The following is an 18,046-nucleotide window of genomic DNA, read 5'->3' as shown; positions in this document are numbered from 1 at the left end:
GGAGGTCCCGGCCCAGCCGCGCCGCCGCCGCACCCGTGCGGCGAAGCCGGAGGCCGCTGCCGCGGTGGTGGCCGCCGAGACGGTGCCGGTCGTCGAGACGGCTCCGGTCGTCGAGGCCGCGCCGGTGGTTCCCGCCCAGGAGCCGGCCGAGGCCGAGGCTCCGGCCAAGCCGGCCCGCCGCACGCGCGCCAAGAAGGCCGCGGCCGCCCCTGCCGAGGTCGCTGTCGAGACGGCCGAGGCCGTGGAGGCGAAGCCGAAGCGCACGCGGAAGGCTGCCGCCCCCAAGGCGGAGGCCGTCGAGGTCGTGGCCGAGACCGAGGTCGCCGAGAAGCCGAAGCGCACCCGCAAGACGGCTGCGAAGAAGGTTGCCGAGGCAGCGGCCGACACCGCCGAGGTCGCGGAGGTCGCGGAGAAGCCCAAGCGGACCCGCAAGACCGCGGCCAAGAAGGCCGTGGAGGCCGTCGAGACGGCCGAGGCCGTGGAGGCGAAGCCGAAGCGCACGCGGAAGGCCGCCGCCCCCAAGGCGGAGACCGCCGAGGCCGTGGCCGAGACCGAGGTCGCCGAGAAGCCGAAGCGCACCCGCAAGACCGCGGCCGCCAAGAAGGCCGAGGCCGCGGTGGAGACCGCCGCCGGCGAGACCGAGGTCGCGGAGAAGCCCAAGCGCACCCGCAAGACCGCGGCCAAGAAGGCCGTGGAGGCCGTCGAGACGGCCGAGGCCGTGGAGGCGAAGCCGAAGCGCACGCGCAAGGCCGCCGCCCCCAAGGCGGAGACCGCCGAGGCCGAGGCTGAGGTCAAGCCGAAGCGCACCCGCAAGACGGCTGCCAAGAAGGTTGCCGAGGCAGCGGCCGACACCGCCGAGGTCGCGGAGAAGCCGAAGCGGACCCGTAAGGCTGCGGCGCCCAAGGCGAAGGCCACGACCGAGGCCTGACGCCCGGTTCGCTGACCGATGAAGGCCGGTCACCCCACGAGCGTGGGGTGACCGGCCTTCGCCGTCGCCGCGGCCGGTTCGGCACCGCCGGATACGCCGGTGGGGGTTCCGCGCTGTCGCGGCGGAGTGAAATGCCCCGGCCCCACCCTTTCTCCCCCAGCTACCGCTGGGAGGTGCCCCCCCAGTTTCCCGGGGCTGCGCCCGGCCCGCTCCCTCCGCACCGCGCCGCGTTAGCCTCGTGCCATGAGCAGGCCCCCCTTCCTCACCTTGCCCCCGTGCGCCCGCGCCCACCGGCTCTCCACCTCCCGCGGGGAGTTCGCTGTGCACGACGCCCGCCCCGCCGCTCCCCCGCGCGGCACCGTCCTGCTCGTGCCGGGCTTCACCGGCAGTAAAGAGGACTTCATCGCGCTGCTGGAGCCGGTCGCGGCGGCCGGGTACCGGGCCGTGGCCGTGGACGGGCGCGGGCAGCACGAGACCGAGGGGCCGCGCGACGAGGCGGCGTACGCCCAGGCCGAGTTGGCCGAGGACGTGCTCGCCCAGGCGGCGGCCCTGGGCGGCGGCGTGCACCTGCTGGGGCATTCGCTCGGCGGGCTGGTCTCCCGCGCCGCGGTGCTGGCCGACGCGTCCCCGTTCCGCTCGCTGACCCTCATGAGCTGCGGCCCGGCCGCGATCTCCGCGCCGCAGCAGGAGCGCACGCGGCGCCTGATCGCGGCGCTGGGCGCGTACGACATGGGCGCGGTGTGGCTGGAGATGCGCAGGGCGGACGCGGAGAGCGCCCCGGCCGCGCCCGTCCCGCCGGAGCTGGACGCGTTCCTCCGCGAACGCTGGATGGCGACGGTGCCCGAGCAACTGATGGCGACGGGCAGGCAGTTGACGTCCGAGCCGGACCGTACGCCGGAGCTGGCTGCGGTGCCGCTGCCCAAGCACGTCCTGTCCGGGGCCGTGGACTACGCGTGGCCCGTGCCGTGGATGGACGCGATGGCGAAGGAGCTGTCCGCGGTCCGCACGGTCGTCCAGGGCGCCGAGCACTCGCCGAACGCCGAGCGGCCGGGGCCCACGGCCGAGGCGCTGGTCCGCTTCTGGGAGCTGTCCGGCCGGGGCTGAGCCGTCAGCACTGCGAGCCGGTGGTGACCGTGAAGAGCCCGCCGTCGGGGTCGCGGAGCGTCGCTTCGCGCCCCACCTCCGACTCGGCCGGCTCGGCGGCCACCGTGCCTCCGCACGCGACCGCGGACTCGGCGGCCTTCTCCACGTCGTCGACGTAGAAGTAGACGTGCCAGCGCGGCCGGATCTGCGGGTCGGGGGCGGCTTCGATGGCGCCGCCGCGCAGGCAGGCCACGGTGCGGCCGCCGGAGCGCACCATGACGGCCTCGTCCTCGTAGCGGACCTCGCAGCGGTCGGGCCGCCCGGTGGCCCATTCGAAGACCTCGCCGTAGAAGATGGCGGAGGCGAACGCGTCACGGGTGCGCAGCTCCAGCCAGGCGGGGGCGCCCTGCCGGCCGATCTGCCACTCGCGCAGGGTCCTGCCTTCCCAGAAGCCGAAGACGGCTCCGGCGGGGTCGGCGGCGAGCGCGGCGCGGCCGGGGCCGACGGAGAGCGGGCCGACGGCGACGGTGGCGCTGCGCTCGCGGATGCGGGCGGCGGTCACGTCGGCGTCCTCGACGGCGAAGTAGGAGGTCCAGGAGACGGGCACGCCCATGCGGCGGGCGATGTTGCCGATGCCGGCGACGGGCCTGCCGTCGGAGAGGGCGACGGAGAAGTCCTCCCCCAGGCTGCCGCGGCGGAAGGTCCAGCCCATGACGGCGCCGTAGAAGGCCTGTGCTCCGGCGAGGTCGCCGGTCAGCAGGCTCACCCAGCACGGTGCTCCGGGCACGGCACGGTCAGTGAGCGACATGGCCGATCGCCTCGTTTCTGTTCCGGATTGCGAGTCAGGAGTCCCCGACGGGGGCGGCCGGGCCGGTGGGCCGCGGCCCCCTGTCAGGGTTCCACTCGACTTCCCCGTATGCATTCCGGCACGCGCGTTCCCCCCGCAGTTGATCCCATCCGAGGGAAGCCGGGCCGGATCGGGTGCGGATCACAGCTGGGTGTGCAAGTGGTCCCAGAAGCCGTCCCGCAGGGCCCGCCGCAGGTCCGCGTGCCCCCGCAGGGACAGTCCGAGGAGGGCTTCGGCCTCGACGAGGAGCTCCTGGTCGACGGCGCCGGGCAGGATGGGGTGCCCGGGCAGGAGTTCGGCGACGGTGTCGCGGCCGCGCGAGGCCAGCCACTGGGCCGCGACCTGGGCGCCGACGAACCGCACGTCGTCGCGGCCGGGGGCGGGCCGGCCGGCGAGGGCGCCGTCGGCGTGCGCCTCGTGCATGGTGCGCCGAGTGACGTACGGCTTGCAGAAGTCGAGGTCGAAGGTGCGCTGGCTGTCAACCTCCCACAGCAGCGGCTCGGCCTGGTTGCGGCCGCCGGCCGCCTCGATGCCCCACAGGTGGACGCGGGCGCCGTAGCCCTGGGCGGCCTCGACGGCCGAGACGAGGTCCTCGTCGCCGCCGATGAGCGCGGCGTCGCTGATGGCCCGGTGGCGGGCGAGCGATTCGAGGTCGGTGCGGATGAGGGAGTCGACGCCCTTCTGCTGGTTGTTGGCGTTGAGGTTGCCGAGGCGGACCTTGACGTCGGGGAGCTCGGCGATGCGCTGCTGCTCGGTGGTGTGGATGCGGCGGCGGGCGCCGTCGTACCAGTAGACGCGCAGCAGCCGGCTGTCGGGGAAGATCGTGCGCGCCTTGTCGATGAAGGCGTCGATGAGGCCCTCGGCGTCAAGGTCGAAGGAGCGCCTGTCCTCCGTACCGGCGACGAGGCGGCCGGCGGCGGCGTACACGTAGCCGGCGTCGACGAAGATCGCGTGGGTGGACGGGGTCGTCGCGACCTCGGCCAGCACGCGCGTGAGGAGGTCGTTGGTGCGCTCGATGGCGGTGGCGATCGCGTGCAGGTGCTCGGGGGGCTGCCCGGGGGGCTGCTCGCGCTCCGGTGACTGCTGATGCTCCGGCGACTGCGGTGACTGCTGATATGGATCCGTCATGGTGTCGTCTCGTTCGGTTACGCACAGGCGGTTACGTCAACAACGCGTTCCGTTACACGGATTTAACAATTCTTAGTCATGTTAAAAATTTCCTTAGCGTAGGGAATGTTTGCAGGGGTAACCTCGTTGTACCCCTACGGAACGCGCCCCGCGGACGCGGCGTGCTCCGTCAGCCATTGAAGTTCTCCTCAGGAGGATCAGACGAAGGGAGAAGCCGTGCGCTTCGAAATCATGCGCCTGGACGACGTCAACGGCACCGCCGTGGACAGCACCGTCGTGGACGCCGCCTCGGTCAACCGGATAGTGCAGCAGGCCGCTTCGACGGGTCAGCGCATCTATATCCGCCCGGCCGCCTCCGCGGCACAGTAGCGCCGACGCTCCTTCGCGAACAGCGACACCCCCGTACGGACGGTCCGTACGGGGGTGTCGTCGCATGTGCGACCGCGTACCGCGGCCGCGCGGCCCGGGTCAGCGGGCCTCGATCACCTGCGTGATGCCGTTGATGATCTGCTGGACGGCCAGCGCCGAGAGCATCATGCCCGCGAGCCGCGTCACCAGCACCACGCCGCCGTCCTTGATCACCCGGATGATCAGCAGCGAGTAGCGCATCACGAGCCACAGCACGACGTGCATCGCGGCGATCGCCGCCCACACCGAGATCTGCGCGCCGGCCGAGTCCGCGTGCTGCACGGCGAGGATCACCGAGACGATCGCTCCCGGCCCGGCGAGCAGCGGCATGCCGAGCGGCACGAGCGCGACGTTGACGTCCTTGGTCTGCGTCGGCTCCTCCGACTTGCCCGTCAGCAGGTCCAGCGCGATCAGCAGCAGGAGCAGACCGCCCGCGATCATCAGCGCCGGCGTGGTGATGTGCAGGTAGTCCAGGATCTGCTGGCCGCAGATGCCGAAGACGGTGATCACGCCGAAGGCGACCGCGGCCGCCTGCCAGGCCATGCGGCGCTGGACCTTGGCCGGGCGGCCGGCGGTGAGGGCGAGGAAGATCGGCGTGATCCCGGGCGGGTCCATGATCACGAACAGGGTGAGGAAGAGGGAGCCGAAGACGGCGAAGTCGAACACAGGTGAGCCTTGCGGGAGTGGTGGTGCGAGCAGGTGCGGAACGCCCGTCGGCGCGTACGGGCGTACGGCGGCGGGGGCGTACGGGCGCGGTCACCCGCGCACGGCATCACGAGGGATGGCAGACGTGCGGACGCGACCGGACCCGGAAGAGGGGTGCGGTCAGCCGCCGGCGCCGGGGACGGGGAACGCGCCCGTGGCCCGGCGCGTGATCTCGCCGTAGATTTCCGGATCGGTGGTGAACTCGCCGAGCGAACAGGTCTTGCGGCTGCCGTGGTAGTCGCTGGAACCGGTGGTCAGCAGGGAGAGGTCGGCGGCGAGGCCGCGCAGCCGGGCCCGGGTCGGGGCGTCGTGGTCCATGTGGTCGACCTCGATGCCGTCGAGCCCGGCCGAGGCCAGCTCGGCTATCGCGCTCTCGGAGACGCAGTGGCCGCGCTTCAGCGCGAACGGGTGCGCGAGGACGGTGACGCCGCCGGCCGCCTTGACCAGGCGGATCGCGTCGAACGGATCCAGCTCGTGCTTCTCGACGAAGGCGCGGCCGTCGCCGGCGAGCCACTCGGAGGTGAAGGCGTCGGACACGCTGGGCACGACGCCCAGCTCGACCATGGCGGTGGCCACGTGCGGCCGCCCGACGGCGCCTTCGCCGGCGATCTGCGCGACGCGCTCCCACGTGACGGGCACGCCGAGCTCGTTGAGCTTGGTGACCATGGCGCGGGCGCGGGGGACGCGGTCGTCGCGGACGAGGTCCCGCTCGCGGGCCAGCTCCGGCTCCAGCGGGTCGAAGAGGTAGGCCAGCATGTGCACGCTGAAGCCGTCCGGGCCCGGAAGCCTGCAGGACAGCTCCGCGCCCGTGACCAGGGTCAGCCCCGCGGGGAGCGCCGCGATGGCCTCGGCGTGGCCGCCGACGCCGTCGTGGTCGGTGAGCGCCACGACGTCCAGCCCGGCGGCGGCCGCGTTGCGGACCAGCTCGGCGGGGGTGTCCGTGCCGTCGGAGGCCGTGGAGTGGGTGTGCAGGTCGATGCGCACGACACGGCTCCTCACGGCGGCAGACGAAACGGGACCGGTTCAGGATAACCGGCCCGAAGCGGAGCCCCGGGCCGTGCCGGGGAAGGCTCCCCGAGCTGTCCCTCCGCCGCACCCGCGGGCCGCGGCCCGGCCGCCCGGTCCATCCGCCGCAGCGGCGGGCAACCACGACGGCGGAGCCCGGCGGTGCCCGGCCCGCCTGGGCTCGTACGGCACCGCCGGACACGTCCGCTGTGGCGAATCGCCGTCGCGGCGGCAAGAGAGGGCCCGGGCCCGTCGGTGCGGCTAGCGCCCCGCAGGCGGCAGCAGGCGGGGCGACAGCGCCCCGCAAGGGAGCAGATCGACCTCCGCGCCCGCGTCCCGCAGGTCCGTGAGGACCAGTTCGTCGTACATCAGCAGTCCCGACCGCTCCGGCCAGACCACGGCCCACAGCCACAGCCCCCGCGCCTCGCCCGCGAAGACCGCGCGGTCCTCGGGCGCGCCCTCGACGTGCCAGAGGGGCGTGGGGCGGCCCGCGGCGTGGACCTTGGCGTGCGGGGAGCGGTCGACGCGGAGGTAGGGGCCGGGGTCGGGGCCGTCGACGCCGGCGTAGCGCGCGCCGAGGCCGACGCCGAGCTCCTCGGCCACCAGGAGCAGCTCACCGGGGCCGCCGAGGGGGCTCGGGCCCGTGCAGGCGACGGCGGTGGCCCGCCCGCCGCTGCGGTCGTCCCCCGCGCAGACCACCCCCGTGAACAGCCAGCCGACGGGCAGCGGCCAGGGCATCCAGACGGGCACCTGGGCGCGGTTGACGACGACGGCCAGTGCGTCCACGCTCGGCGGGACGACGGGCTGCAGAGGGTGCACCGTGCCGTGGACGTCGCACTGCCAGGAGTCGGCGAAGAGACCGGGCGCTCGCACCCGGCCACCGCACTTCGGGCAACTGGGTTCGCCCCTCATAGCCTCCAACGGTCCTCCCAGGCCGCCGCCGCGTCAAGGACGATCACCCGTCCGGACGGCGCGGGCCCGGAGGGTCACCCCAGGGGTACCCCGGAGCGCATCGGGTCACGCAGGTCGGTGCCGTTCCTCAGCCATCTCTCCTGCAGCGCCTCCGCTCCCTGCACCCGCTTCCAGGCGGCTTCGTTGGGGGTCATGGGGAGCAGGGGGAGGAAGCGGACGGGGTCCATGGGCTCGTCCAGTTCCAGGTCCTCGACCAGGCCGCCGGACTCGGCGACGAGGACGGAGGTGAAGGGTGCCCCGGGCCAGAGCGGTTCGCCGGTGTCGAGCGAGGCGCCGGGCGCCACGACGAGGCCCTCGACCTGGGGGGAGGCGGCGAGGACGGCGAGCGGGCGGAGCGACCTGTCCAGAGTGGACAAGGGAGGGGCGTCGGCGCGGCCGGCGCGTACGGAGAGGACCAGCTCGGCGCGGGGGCCGCGCAGCGGATCGGCGATCACGGCCGTGGGGTCGGTCATCGGCTGGGCGGACATGCCGAGGGTGGCGTAGCGGACGACGTCCCCGTCATGGAACCGGAGGACCTCGATCCGGTCCGTGCCGAGGAAGGTCACCGCCGCGCGTGCGTCCGGTTCGCCCAGGGCTGTCCGGAGCCGGGCCTCGACCAGTGCGAGAACGTCTGACATGCAGTGAGCATAGAACGCGTATCGAACGGGCAAAGGAGGGTATTGACGCGTCAAGTGGCTGCTAGCCTTGACCTCTGGTCAGGGAGTTACGTTCGTCCCTCAGCGGGGACCGGCCGGAGGAGGTGGGGCTGCGGTGGATCCTAGTCGACCGTGCAGTACCGACAGTTCTCCCGTCCCTTCGCTCCGGACGCACACCACCCTGTGATCTGAGATCTTCCGACCCCGGCCGTGCCGCCGACGCTTTCCCGGAAGTTCTTTCGCGCCCGCAGTGCCCGACGGAAGAGCGCCTTCGTCCCGCTTTGTTCCGTGTTCTCTGCGAAGTTCTCTGCTTCGAAGTCCTCCGCTTCTCCGCGAAGTACTCCGCGAACTGCCGTCAGCCTTCCCGCACCGCACGAAGCGCCGTCCGATTTGCGGATGTGTTCCCGGTCATGGATGCACGTCCACGTTCCGGACAGCGTTGCGCGCGCACTCCGCACCGGGCTGGCGGCCGGCCCGTGAAGGAGCCCTGCCATGTCGATGATCCGCGACCTGCGCGCCGCCGTCCGCCCCGCCCTGCGCCGGGACACCGCCCCGTACGAGTACGACGCCACCCGGGACCCCTCGGTCAGCAGCGCCGTCGTCGACTGCGCCGTCTACCGCGACGGCAAGCGGCTCAGCGACCACGTCAGCCCCGCCGAGGCGATGCGCCGGGTGCGGGCCGGCGGCGGCTTCGCCTGGATCGGGCTGCACGAGCCGACGGAGCGTGAGTTCTCGGGCATCGCCGCCGAGTTCGGGCTGCACCCGCTCGCCGTGGAGGACGCCGTCCACGCCCACCAGCGGCCCAAGCTGGAACGGTACGACGACACGCTGTTCACCGTCTTCAAGACCATCCACTACGTCGAGCACGCCGAGCTCACCGCCACCAGCGAGGTCGTCGAGACCGGCGAGGTGATGTGCTTCACCGGGCCGGACTTCATCATCACCGTCCGGCACGGCGGCCAGGGCTCGCTGCGCGCGCTGCGCCACCGCCTCCAGGACGACCCGGAGCTGCTGGCCAAGGGCCCGTCCGCCGTCCTGCACGCCATCGCCGACCAGGTCGTGGACGGCTACATCGCCGTCGCCGACGCCGTGCAGGACGACATCGACGAGGTGGAGATCGACGTCTTCTCGCCCGCCGGCAAGGGCGCCTCGCGCGGCGGCGACGCGGGCCGGATCTACCAGCTCAAGCGCGAGGTGCTGGAGTTCAAGCGGGCCGTCGCCCCGCTGCTGCGGCCGATGCAGCAGCTCAGCGAGCGGCCGATGCGGCTGGTCGACCCGGACATCCAGAAGTACTTCCGGGACGTGGCCGACCACCTCGCCCGCGTCCACGAGCAGGTCCTGTCCTTCGACGACCTGCTGAACTCCATCCTCCAGGCCAACCTCGCGCAGGCGTCCGTCGCGCAGAACGAGGACATGCGCAAGATCACGTCCTGGGCGGCGATCTTCGCCGTGCCGACGATGATCGCCGGGATCTACGGCATGAACTTCGACCACATGCCGGAGCTGCACTGGAAGTACGGCTATCCCATGGTGATGGTGGTGACGGTCGTCATCTGTGTCGCCATCCACCGCGGCTTCAAGCGGAACGGCTGGCTCTAGCCCCCCCCTGGGGCCGCCCTCAGCCTTTCTTCGCCACGCGGTCGGCCATGATGACGAGGCCCAGGCCGGCCATGATCACCGCCAGCGCCGGGTAGGAGGCGACCGGCGGGGTCTGCCCCAGCCACAGCGCCGCGATCAGGGCCGCGCCCGGGGTCTCCAGGAGGATCGCCGTCGAGGTGACGGACGGGCCGAGGCCCTTGACCACGCGGTTGATCAGCGAGTGCCCCAGCAGCTGCGCGGTGACCGTCAGCACGGCCAGCTTCAGCCAGGTGCCGCCGCTGTAGCCGCCGAGGGACGCGCCCGAGACCAGGCAGGTGGCGAGCAGCAGGACGGTCGTCGTGCCGTAGCAGACGTAGCTGTACGTGACCGTGCCGACCGTGCGGCGCACCTCCGCGCCCAGCAGCACGTAGCCCGCGGCCGCCATGCCGCCGGAGAGGGCGAGCGCGTCGCCGACGAGGGCGCGCGAGGACAGGGACAGGTCGACGCCGGTCAGGATCACGACGCCCAGGAACGCCAGGGCGGTGCCCGCCCACACCAGCGCGGGCGGGCGGTGGCCGCGCAGGCGCATCAGGAGCGTCGTCCAGATCGGGGTCGTGGTGACCAGGGCGGTCGAGGACGCGACCGACGTCATCTGCAGGCTCGGCAGCCACACCCCGAAGTGCACGGCCAGCAGCGCGCCGGCGGCCACGGCCAGGAGCAGGTTCCGGCGGCTCAGGGAGAAGAGCTCGGCGCGGTGCCGGGTGAGGGCGAGGGGGCTGAGGGCGCCCACGGCCATGGCGTTGCGCCAGAAGGCGATGGCCAGTGCGGGGGCGGCGGTCGCCGCGATCAGGGGGGCCGAGAGGGAGATGCCGGAGATGGCCACCCCGAGCAGGAGGAGGTCCGTGCGGACGGTGGGGTGGGGGCGGGAGGCTGCCTCATTCGCCTTGGGCAGGGCTTCACGGCACGTACGGGCACTGGTCACCCGTCCAGGGTAGATCTCCTGATCGCACGGCCTGCCGAATAAAGTAGGCCGCATGACACAGACGCAGGAGCTGCTCGACCAGGCGCTCATCGAGGAGGCCACGAAGAAGTCCGGCCTCATCTGGGTGCAGGGCCCGGCGGGGCCGAGCCGTGCGCTGTGGCACGTGTGGCACGAGGGTGCCGCCCATGTCGTGGGCGGGCCCGGCGAGCAGCCGCTGGACGGGCTCGGGCTCGCCGACGGCGGCGCGGCGACGGTGACCGTCCGCAGCAAGGACAAGGGCGGGCGCCTGGTGTCCTGGGCCGCGCGCGTCGCGGAGCTGCCGGCGGGCGGCGAGGCGTGGGAGGCGGCGGTCGGCGAGCTGAAGGCGAAGCGGCTGAACGCGCCCGACGCGGAGCGGGTCGCCGAGCGGTGGGCGAAGGACTGCCGCGTCCTGCGCCTGGAGCCGTCGGGGGCGACGGCGCCCCTCCCGGACACGGCCCTGACCGCGGTCCCCCTCCCGACCCCGGCCACGACGCGCCGCCCGATGCCGGCGGCCTTGCCGAAGCTCCTCCGGAGGGGACGCCGGGGTACGCGCTAGCCGCTGCCTTCCTTCCGCCGCAACGGCGCCCGGCCGGAACGCGCCTGTCCGGCGGTGCCGGACCGGGCCCACGCTGAGTGGCTGCGCACGCACGGCACCGCCGGACACGTCCTCGGTGCTTGCTCGCCGTCGCGGCGGAAGGGAACTGCCGGACTGCCGGGGATCTGCGCTCACGACACGCTGGTGCGCCCCCCCTTCACCCCGCCGCCACGGCGCTCAGCCGAATCGCACCTGTCCGGCGGTGCCTGACGGGGCGCGCCCAGGCAGGGAGGCCGCGCCCCGCGAAGCTACTTCGCCGAGCCCGGCAGCGCCGCGCCCGCACCCTCCCCGGAGGGGATCCGCTTGCCGTAGTCGACGACGTCCTGCTTCGGTGGGGCCGCCAGGGCGAAGTCCTTGCCCCAGTCGGACAGTTCCAGCTGGCCCGCGCCGCCCGCGCGCTGGACGCGCAGCGGGTACGGCTCGCCCATCAGCGAGACGTCGAGCGTCCCGCCCGAGCCCCCCGCGCCGTCGACCCGGATGGTGCGGGCGCCTGCCACCGTGCCGTGGTCGCCCCGGGCGAGCTTGCCGTGGAGGCCGATGAGGCCGTCCAGGAGGACGTTCTTGTCGGTGAAGCCCTTGAACTGGTCGTACGCCGGGTCCCCGGCAGGAACCTTGACGTACTTCTTCTCCAGCTTGCCCGCGGCCGCGGCCCCGTCCCCCTTGTCGCCCCGCGACCAGAACTCCGCCGGCGCCTTCAGGAAGAGCTCGTCGCCGACCCGCAGCAGTTCGAACGTGCTGGCGTCGGAGGCGACCCGCCCGGTCCCCCCGTCCCGCTTCAGCCGCATGTCGAGCTTGTACGTGCGCCCCTGGCTGACGACGCTGCCGGAGAGGTGGACGGCCGAGGCGTCCCGCGCCGCGGTCCGCGCCTTGTCCTGGATCTTCGCGGGTTCGAGCTTGCCGACGCCGTTGGTCCCGGCGTCGGGGTCCTCCGCCGTGCCGCCGCAGGCGGTGAGCGCCACGGACAGGCCGGCGCAGAGCGCTCCCACGAGAGCAGCCTTCCGGGTACGCACGTCGCTCCTGCCTCCTGTTCAGCCGGGGAACACGGGGCAGCGTACCCGTGCGCGACACAGGCGGAAGCCAGCAGTCCGGACGGCCCTCTCTCCCGCGCCGGGGAGAAGCCGGTCACGTTAGCCTGAACCGGACACCCGACCACGGAGGAGGTGTGCGGCATGGCGGCAGGCGCCCACCGGGTCTTCGTGTCGCACCTCTCGGGCGTGGCGGTCTTCGACCCCAACGGCGACCAGGTCGGCCGCGTCCAGGACCTCGTCGCGATGCTGCGCGTCGGCGGCCGCCCGCCCCGCGTCCTCGGCCTCGTCGTGGAGGTCGTCAGCCGCCGCCGGATCTTCCTGCCCATGACCCGGGTGACGGGCGTGGAGTCCGGCCAGGTGATCACCACAGGAGTGATCAACATGCGCCGCTTCGAGCAGCGCCCCACCGAGACGCTGGTCCTCGGGGAGCTCCTGGACCGGCGCGTGCGCCTGGTCGACCGGGACGAGGAGGTGACCGTCCTGGACGTGGCGATCACCCAGCTGCCGGCGCGCCGCGACTGGGAGATCGACAAGGTCTTCGTGCGCCGCGGCAAGGGCGGGGCCCTGCGCCGCAAGGGGGAGACGCTCACCGTCGAGTGGTCGGCCGTCACCGGCTTCTCCCTGGAGGAGCACGGGCAGGGCGCCGCGAGCCTGCTCGCGACCTTCGAGCGGCTGCGCCCCGCCGACCTCGCGAGCGTGCTGCACCACCTCTCCCCCAAGCGCCGCGGCGAGGTCGCGGCGGCGCTCGACGACGACCGGCTCGCGGACGTCCTGGAGGAGCTCCCGGAGGACGACCAGGTCGAGATCCTCGGCAAGCTCAAGGAGGAGCGCGCCGCGGACGTCCTGGAGGCCATGGACCCGGACGACGCGGCCGACCTGCTCTCCGAGCTCCCGGAGGACGACAAGGAGCGGCTGCTGACCCTCATGCAGCCGGACGAGGCGGCGGACGTGCGCCGGCTCCTGGCCTACGAGGAGCGGACCGCGGGCGGCCTGATGACCACCGAGCCGATCGTGCTGCGCCCGGACGCGACCGTCGCCGACGCCCTCGCGCGGGTGCGCAACCGCGACCTCTCCCCCGCCCTGGCCGCACAGGTGTACGTGTGCCGGCCCCCGGACGAGACCCCCACCGGCAAGTACTTGGGCACGGTCCACTTCCAGCGGCTGCTGCGCGACCCGCCCTTCACCCTCGTCGGCTCGCTCGTGGACACCGACCTGCGGCCCCTCCCGCCGGGCACCCCCCTGCCGGCCGTCACCAGCTACCTGGCCACGTACAACATGGTCGCCGCGCCCGTGGTCGACGAGAGCGGCTCCCTGCTGGGCGCGGTCACCGTCGACGACGTCCTGGACCACCTGCTGCCCGACGACTGGCGCGAGACCGAGCTGCACCACGGCGCACCGGGCATGACCGAGCTGCCGGAGGCCGCCGATGGCCGGTAACGACCGCGGGCGCGAGACCGACCGGCCCGGGCACCGGCCCGACCGCGCCGAGCGCGTGCGGGCGCAGTCGGAGGCGGTCCACCCGCACCCCCACCCGCGGCCGCGCGTCCGCCTGGACCTGCCGCGGGTCCGGCGGCGCACCTGGCTGCCGGAGTACGACCCGGAGGCGTTCGGGCGGACGTCGGAGCGGATCGCGCGCTTCCTGGGGACGGGCCGGTTCATCGTCTGGATGACGGTCGTCATCGTGCTGTGGGTGGTGTGGAACACCACGGTCCCCGGGCACCTGCGGTTCGACAACTACCCCTTCATCTTCCTGACCCTGATGCTGTCGCTGCAGGCCTCCTACGCGGCGCCGCTGATCCTCCTCGCGCAGAACCGGCAGGACGACCGCGACCGGGTCAACCTGGAGCAGGACCGCAAGCAGAACGAGCGGTCGATCGCGGACACGGAGTACCTGACCCGGGAGATCGCCTCGCTGCGGATGGGCCTCGGCGAGGTGGCCACCCGCGACTGGATCCGCTCCGAGTTCCAGGAGCTGGTCAAGGAACTCGAACAGCGCCGGATATTCCCCGCGGAGAGTGAGGAACGCGACCGCTGACGGCCCTTTCCGGAGGCCCCCTCACGCGCCGTACCATCTCCGTATGGCTACCGACACGAACGGAACGTCTCCGAGCGAGGACGCGATCCGCGCCGCGCTCGCGACGGTGAACGACCCCGAGATCCAGCGCCCCATCACCGAACTGGGGATGGTCAAATCGGTGGAGATCGCGGCGGACGGTTCCGTGGCGGTGGAGGTCTACCTGACGGTCTCCGGCTGCCCCATGCGGGAGACCATCATCAGCCGCGTGACGGACGCCGTCGCGCGCGTCGAGGGCGTCACGGGCGTGACGGTCGGGCTCGACGTGATGAGCGACGAGCAGCGCCGCGAGCTCGCGGCCTCCCTGCGCGGCGGCACGGCCGAGCGCGAGGTGCCCTTCGCCAAGCCCGGCTCGCTGACCCGGGTGTACGCGGTGGCGTCCGGCAAGGGCGGCGTCGGCAAGTCCTCCGTGACGGTCAACCTGGCGGCGGCCATGGCGGCCGACGGCCTGAAGGTCGGCGTCGTCGACGCGGACATCTACGGCCACTCCGTCCCGCGCATGCTCGGCGCGGACGGCAAGCCGACCCAGGTCGAGAACATGATCATGCCGCCGTCGGCGAACGGCGTGAAGGTCATCTCGATCGGCATGTTCACCCCGGGCAACGCCCCGGTCGTGTGGCGCGGCCCGATGCTGCACCGCGCGCTCCAGCAGTTCCTCGCGGACGTCTACTGGGGCGACCTGGACGTCCTCCTGCTCGACCTGCCGCCGGGCACCGGCGACATCGCGATCTCCGTCGCGCAGCTCGTGCCGAACGCCGAGATCCTCGTCGTGACCACGCCCCAGCAGGCGGCCGCCGAGGTCGCCGAGCGCGCCGGCTCGATCGCCGTGCAGACCCACCAGAAGATCGTCGGCGTCGTGGAGAACATGTCCGGGCTGCCCTGCCCGCACTGCGACGAGATGGTCGACGTCTTCGGCACGGGCGGCGGCCGGCTCGTCGCCGACGGCCTCACCCGCACCACGGGCACGAACGTGCCCGTCCTCGGCTCCATCCCGATCGACGTCCGCCTGCGCGAGGGCGGCGACGAGGGCAAGCCGGTCGTCCTGACCGACCCCGATTCCCCGGCGGGCGCCGCGCTGCGCGCGATCGCGGGCAAGCTCGGCGGCCGTCAGCGCGGCCTGTCCGGGATGTCGCTCGGCATCACGCCGCGCAACAAGTTCTGACGGGCCTGCCGGCGGGCCCGCGCCCGCCGGCGGCACGCCGGGCTACTTCTCCTGGTGCCCCAGGTCCTTCACCGGCGCCGAGGCCGCGTTCTGCTTCACGGACTCGATGCCCTTCTCGCAGGCCGACCTGCTGTTGTACGCCTCGCCGACCGCGATGATCTCGCCGTTGCCCGCCTTCAGCCGGTAGCGGTACTTGCCGGCCTTGTCCTCGTACATCTCGAACTTGCCCGCCATGGCGCGCTCACCTCTCCGAGTGCTGCCCCCTGCCGGTATTCAAGCCCGGCGAGGCGGCCCGCGCAGCCGGGGCGGGCCCGGCGGGTGACGGGGACCCGGCCGGTCATTCCTTGTACGCGGTGATGTCCTTGATCACCGAGAAGCCCATGCCGTACGCGCTCATGCCCCGGCCGTAGGCCCCGATGTGGACCCCCTCGGCCGAGCCGGCGAGCACCCAGCCGTACTCCGACTCGCGGTAGCGGAAGTCCGTCGGCACGCCGTCCACCGGGAGCGACAGCGTCGACCACGCGGCGTCGTCCAGGTGGTCCGCCAGCTCCCACGCGAGGGCCGTCTGCTGGTCGAGCCAGTCCTGCCGCAGGGCGCGCTCCATCTGCGCGGGCCACGTGCACGACAGCAGCCCGGAGCCGGCCAGCCAGGCCGCCGAGGAGACCGAGGTGGCCTCCAGGACGCCCGTGCCGTCGGCGCTGCGCCGGCCGGGGCGGCTGGCCACGGTCACGACGACCGCGAAGCGCTGCCGGGCGGCGTTCGGATCGGCCCGCTCGCTGCGCAGCGCGGGCACCTCGCCGTGGCCCGTCGAGCCGTGCTCCACGGTCCCGTCGGCGGCGGCGCCGACCTGCATCAGCCAGCGCGGCCCCGTGTAGGCCTCGTCGAGGCCGTACCAGGGGAAGGAAGCCAGCAGATAGCCGTCGACCGTCCGCCGGGTGCCGGGCGCGCCCTCCGCGTTCCGCGCCGCGGTGTCCGCGGCGGACGCGTCGGCCGTGCCGGCCCCTTGAGCCCCAACCCGACTCGTCGTCTCCATCTGCGCGGCGCCTCCTCGTTGCCCGGAGTCCTGGGCGAGCCCGCCCCCCTCGGACGACTTCACCCCAAACACAGGGAGGATAGCCACCCCCGTCAATGGCGCACGGGATGCGCGGAACTCAGGTGGCGTCGGAGTCGAACGGAGGACGCTCCCCCGGCTCGGGCTTGTCGCGCTTCTTGAGCAGGTCCGGACGGGCGGGCGAGCCGTTGTCCGCGGCGGACGGGGCGGAGCCGGAGGCGGCGGCATCGCCCGTACGGCCGTGCACGGCGTCGGCGACGTCGGTCATCTCCGCCTTGAGGTCGAAGCCGTTCCGGATCTCCTTCAGGCCGAGCTCGTCCTTGTCCAGCACGTGCTTGCGGACGAAGGTCTTCGGGTTGAGGTCCTCGAACTCGAAGTCCTTGAACTCGGGGCCCAGCTCGGAACGGATGTCCTCCTTGGCGCTCTCGGAGAACTGCCGGATCTTGCGCAGTGTGCGCGACACGTCCTGGATCATCTTCGGCAGCTTGTCCGGTCCGAAGATGAGCACAGCGAGCACCACGAGCGCGACCAGCTCGAGGGGTCCTATGTCGAGCACGTTGAAGCTCCTTGATGCGTCAATGGCCGACGGTCCAGGCCACCTATCACGGTACCTGGCCCGGCGGGGCCAGAGGGATACACCTGGGCCAACATCAGGCCAAAGGCGATGTCAGGGTGAAACCCCGCGGAACCGTACGGAAACCCGCGGGGGCTCGTGCCGCTCAGCGGGCGCTCGCGGAGCCGAGGGTCAGGTCGACCGACCGCTCCGTGCCGTCCCGCTCCACGGTCAGGGTGAGCCGGTCACCCGGCCGGTGGCTGCGGATCTTGACGATGAGCTCCTGGCCGCTGTGCACGGCCACGCCGTCGACCTTCCTGATCACGTCGCGCGGCTGGAGTCCCGCCTTGTCGCCGGGGCCGCCGGGGGTGACCGCCGGGCCGTCGCCGTTCTTCGTGTTCACCCGCGCGCCGTCACCCGAATACGACATGTCCAGGGTGACGCCGATGACCGGGTGCGTGGCCCGTCCGGTGTTGATGAGCTCCTCGGCGACCCGCTTGGCCTGGTTGATCGGTATGGCGAAGCCCAGGCCGATGCTGCCGCCCTGGCCCCCGCCGAGCTCGCCGCTGTCGCCCGCGGAGCGGATGGCGCTGTTGATGCCGATGACCCGGGCCTCCGAGTCCACCAGCGGGCCGCCCGAGTTGCCCGGGTTGATCGGGGCGTCGGTCTGCAGGGCGTCGACGTAGCTGACGTCGCTGCCGTCGCCCTTCTGGCCACCGGCCGTGATCGGGCGCTCCTTGGCGCTGATGATGCCCGTCGTGACCGTGCCCGCGAGGTCGTACGGGGCGCCGATGGCGATCACCGAGTCCCCGACGCGCACGGAGTCGGAGTTGCCGAGGGCGAGCGGGGTCAGCCCGGACACGCCCGACACCTTGATCACTGCGAGGTCGTAGCTGCTGTCCCGGCCGACGACGGCGGCCTTCGCGGTCTGGCCGCTGTTGAAGGTCACCGATATGTCGCCGGAGGACCCGGCGGGCTCCACGACGTGGTTGTTGGTGAGGATCCGGCCCTCCTTGTCGAGGACGAAGCCGGTGCCGGTGCCCTGGTCGCTGCCGCCGCGGACGTGGATCGTCACCACGCCCGGCAGGGTGCGGGCGGCGATGCCCGCGATGCTGCCCGGCGCGCGGGCCGAACGGTCGGCGCCGGCCTGGGGCAGCTCCACGTGGCGCCCGATGGTGCCGTCCCGCTCCAGGAGCGCGCCGACTCCGCCGCCGATGCCGCCGGCGACGAGCGCCACCAGCAGGGCCCCGGCGACGAGCCGCCCGCGGCGGGGCGCGCCCTCCCGGCGGGG

General features: G+C 73.0%; 19 protein-coding genes and 1 pseudogene. 8 read left to right on the top strand and 12 right to left on the bottom strand.

Annotation, left to right across the window (positions count from 1 at the left end):
- Positions 1-928, top strand: a pseudogene (locus B7P34_RS37765) (hypothetical protein); the annotation flags it as partial.
- A gap of 243 nt (positions 929-1,171) precedes the next feature.
- Positions 1,172-2,032: an alpha/beta fold hydrolase gene (locus B7P34_RS30040; protein ID WP_106681343.1), complete on the top strand. Its 861-nt coding sequence runs from the start codon at positions 1,172-1,174 to the stop codon at positions 2,030-2,032.
- 4 nt (positions 2,033-2,036) lie between these two features.
- Here the strand turns inward: B7P34_RS30040 and B7P34_RS30035 are convergent, their stop codons facing one another.
- Together B7P34_RS30035 and B7P34_RS30030 are read right to left on the bottom strand one after the other, a co-directional pair.
- The gene (locus B7P34_RS30035; protein WP_106681342.1) at positions 2,037-2,819 is read right to left on the bottom strand and encodes a VOC family protein; all 783 of its coding nucleotides are present in this window, start codon (positions 2,817-2,819) and stop codon (positions 2,037-2,039) included.
- Between the two features lie 180 nt (positions 2,820-2,999).
- Positions 3,000-3,986 (bottom strand): NYN domain-containing protein, encoded by a 987-nt coding sequence (locus tag B7P34_RS30030; protein WP_106681341.1) that lies wholly within the window; start codon positions 3,984-3,986, stop codon positions 3,000-3,002.
- Between the two features lie 216 nt (positions 3,987-4,202).
- Between B7P34_RS30030 and B7P34_RS37760 the strand changes: the two genes are divergently transcribed.
- A complete protein-coding gene (locus B7P34_RS37760) occupies positions 4,203-4,355 on the top strand; it encodes a hypothetical protein (RefSeq protein WP_169748814.1) in 153 nt (50 codons plus the stop codon).
- A gap of 99 nt (positions 4,356-4,454) precedes the next feature.
- On the opposite strand, the gene B7P34_RS30025 is transcribed toward B7P34_RS37760, so the two are convergent.
- The 4 genes from B7P34_RS30025 to B7P34_RS30010 form a co-directional block, all read right to left on the bottom strand.
- Complete coding sequence (locus B7P34_RS30025; protein WP_106681340.1) at positions 4,455-5,060, bottom strand: MarC family protein; 606 nt, start codon at positions 5,058-5,060, stop codon at positions 4,455-4,457.
- A gap of 159 nt (positions 5,061-5,219) precedes the next feature.
- The gene (locus B7P34_RS30020; protein WP_106681339.1) at positions 5,220-6,083 is read right to left on the bottom strand and encodes a PHP domain-containing protein; all 864 of its coding nucleotides are present in this window, start codon (positions 6,081-6,083) and stop codon (positions 5,220-5,222) included.
- Between the two features lie 282 nt (positions 6,084-6,365).
- On the bottom strand, positions 6,366-7,016 hold the full coding sequence (locus tag B7P34_RS30015; protein WP_106681338.1) for a DUF6758 family protein: 651 nt from the start codon (positions 7,014-7,016) through the stop codon (positions 6,366-6,368).
- A gap of 74 nt (positions 7,017-7,090) precedes the next feature.
- Complete coding sequence (locus B7P34_RS30010) at positions 7,091-7,693, bottom strand: suppressor of fused domain protein (protein WP_106681337.1); 603 nt, start codon at positions 7,691-7,693, stop codon at positions 7,091-7,093.
- Positions 7,694-8,203: 510 nt separating this feature from the next.
- Between B7P34_RS30010 and B7P34_RS30005 the strand changes: the two genes are divergently transcribed.
- Positions 8,204-9,310, top strand: a complete 1,107-nt coding sequence (locus B7P34_RS30005; RefSeq protein WP_106681336.1) for a magnesium and cobalt transport protein CorA — start codon at positions 8,204-8,206, stop codon at positions 9,308-9,310.
- 19 nt (positions 9,311-9,329) lie between these two features.
- Here the strand turns inward: B7P34_RS30005 and B7P34_RS30000 are convergent, their stop codons facing one another.
- The gene (locus B7P34_RS30000) at positions 9,330-10,271 is read right to left on the bottom strand and encodes a DMT family transporter (RefSeq protein ID WP_223268374.1); all 942 of its coding nucleotides are present in this window, start codon (positions 10,269-10,271) and stop codon (positions 9,330-9,332) included.
- Positions 10,272-10,323: 52 nt separating this feature from the next.
- Between B7P34_RS30000 and B7P34_RS29995 the strand changes: the two genes are divergently transcribed.
- Positions 10,324-10,848 (top strand): hypothetical protein, encoded by a 525-nt coding sequence (locus tag B7P34_RS29995; protein WP_106681334.1) that lies wholly within the window; start codon positions 10,324-10,326, stop codon positions 10,846-10,848.
- 287 nt (positions 10,849-11,135) lie between these two features.
- Here the strand turns inward: B7P34_RS29995 and B7P34_RS29990 are convergent, their stop codons facing one another.
- Positions 11,136-11,897: a hypothetical protein gene (locus B7P34_RS29990; protein WP_106681333.1), complete on the bottom strand. Its 762-nt coding sequence runs from the start codon at positions 11,895-11,897 to the stop codon at positions 11,136-11,138.
- Positions 11,898-12,056: 159 nt separating this feature from the next.
- Between B7P34_RS29990 and B7P34_RS29985 the strand changes: the two genes are divergently transcribed.
- Genes B7P34_RS29985 through B7P34_RS29975 form a run of 3 tightly spaced genes read left to right on the top strand, consistent with a single transcriptional unit; the run spans position 12,057 to position 15,151 of the window.
- Positions 12,057-13,352: a magnesium transporter MgtE N-terminal domain-containing protein gene (locus B7P34_RS29985; protein ID WP_106681332.1), complete on the top strand. Its 1,296-nt coding sequence runs from the start codon at positions 12,057-12,059 to the stop codon at positions 13,350-13,352.
- The gene (locus B7P34_RS29980) at positions 13,342-13,950 is read left to right on the top strand and encodes a DUF1003 domain-containing protein (RefSeq protein ID WP_030366168.1); all 609 of its coding nucleotides are present in this window, start codon (positions 13,342-13,344) and stop codon (positions 13,948-13,950) included. Before B7P34_RS29985 ends, B7P34_RS29980 begins: the two co-directional genes overlap by 11 nt.
- A gap of 43 nt (positions 13,951-13,993) precedes the next feature.
- Positions 13,994-15,151, top strand: a complete 1,158-nt coding sequence (locus B7P34_RS29975) for an Mrp/NBP35 family ATP-binding protein (RefSeq protein ID WP_106681331.1) — start codon at positions 13,994-13,996, stop codon at positions 15,149-15,151.
- Positions 15,152-15,193: 42 nt separating this feature from the next.
- Here B7P34_RS29975 and B7P34_RS29970 read toward each other — a convergent pair whose 3' ends face one another.
- The 4 genes from B7P34_RS29970 to B7P34_RS29955 all read right to left on the bottom strand — a co-directional run.
- Positions 15,194-15,385, bottom strand: coding sequence for a YegP family protein (locus B7P34_RS29970; protein WP_106681330.1), 192 nt, complete (start codon positions 15,383-15,385; stop codon positions 15,194-15,196).
- A gap of 103 nt (positions 15,386-15,488) precedes the next feature.
- Positions 15,489-16,184, bottom strand: coding sequence for a hypothetical protein (locus tag B7P34_RS29965; RefSeq protein WP_106681329.1), 696 nt, complete (start codon positions 16,182-16,184; stop codon positions 15,489-15,491).
- Positions 16,185-16,302: 118 nt separating this feature from the next.
- A complete protein-coding gene (locus B7P34_RS29960; RefSeq protein WP_106681328.1) occupies positions 16,303-16,758 on the bottom strand; it encodes a sec-independent translocase in 456 nt (151 codons plus the stop codon).
- 163 nt (positions 16,759-16,921) lie between these two features.
- A partial coding sequence (locus tag B7P34_RS29955; protein WP_353620278.1) for a S1C family serine protease occupies positions 16,922-18,046 on the bottom strand: 1,125 nt, incomplete at its 5' end.

It is taken from the genome of Streptosporangium nondiastaticum (genome assembly GCF_003011965.1).
In the GTDB taxonomy this organism is placed as follows: Bacteria; Actinomycetota; Actinomycetes; order Streptomycetales; family Streptomycetaceae; genus Streptomyces; species Streptomyces nondiastaticus.
This window is presented reverse-complemented; position numbering and strand designations above follow the sequence as displayed.

Excerpts from the sequence above, each read along its gene's own strand:
- B7P34_RS30040 (WP_106681343.1), top strand. The coding sequence starts at position 1,172 with ATGAGCAGGCCCCCCTTCCTCACCTTGCCCCCGTGCGCCCGCGCCCAC.
- B7P34_RS30035 (WP_106681342.1), bottom strand. The coding sequence starts at position 2,819 with ATGTCGCTCACTGACCGTGCCGTGCCCGGAGCACCGTGCTGGGTGAGC.
- B7P34_RS30030 (WP_106681341.1), bottom strand. The coding sequence starts at position 3,986 with ATGACGGATCCATATCAGCAGTCACCGCAGTCGCCGGAGCATCAGCAG.
- B7P34_RS30015 (WP_106681338.1), bottom strand. The coding sequence starts at position 7,016 with ATGAGGGGCGAACCCAGTTGCCCGAAGTGCGGTGGCCGGGTGCGAGCG.
- B7P34_RS30010 (WP_106681337.1), bottom strand. The coding sequence starts at position 7,693 with ATGTCAGACGTTCTCGCACTGGTCGAGGCCCGGCTCCGGACAGCCCTG.
- B7P34_RS30005 (WP_106681336.1), top strand. The coding sequence starts at position 8,204 with ATGTCGATGATCCGCGACCTGCGCGCCGCCGTCCGCCCCGCCCTGCGC.
- B7P34_RS29995 (WP_106681334.1), top strand. The coding sequence starts at position 10,324 with ATGACACAGACGCAGGAGCTGCTCGACCAGGCGCTCATCGAGGAGGCC.
- B7P34_RS29985 (WP_106681332.1), top strand. The coding sequence starts at position 12,057 with ATGGCGGCAGGCGCCCACCGGGTCTTCGTGTCGCACCTCTCGGGCGTG.
- B7P34_RS29980 (WP_030366168.1), top strand. The coding sequence starts at position 13,342 with ATGGCCGGTAACGACCGCGGGCGCGAGACCGACCGGCCCGGGCACCGG.
- B7P34_RS29975 (WP_106681331.1), top strand. The coding sequence starts at position 13,994 with ATGGCTACCGACACGAACGGAACGTCTCCGAGCGAGGACGCGATCCGC.
- B7P34_RS29970 (WP_106681330.1), bottom strand. The coding sequence starts at position 15,385 with ATGGCGGGCAAGTTCGAGATGTACGAGGACAAGGCCGGCAAGTACCGC.
- B7P34_RS29965 (WP_106681329.1), bottom strand. The coding sequence starts at position 16,184 with ATGGAGACGACGAGTCGGGTTGGGGCTCAAGGGGCCGGCACGGCCGAC.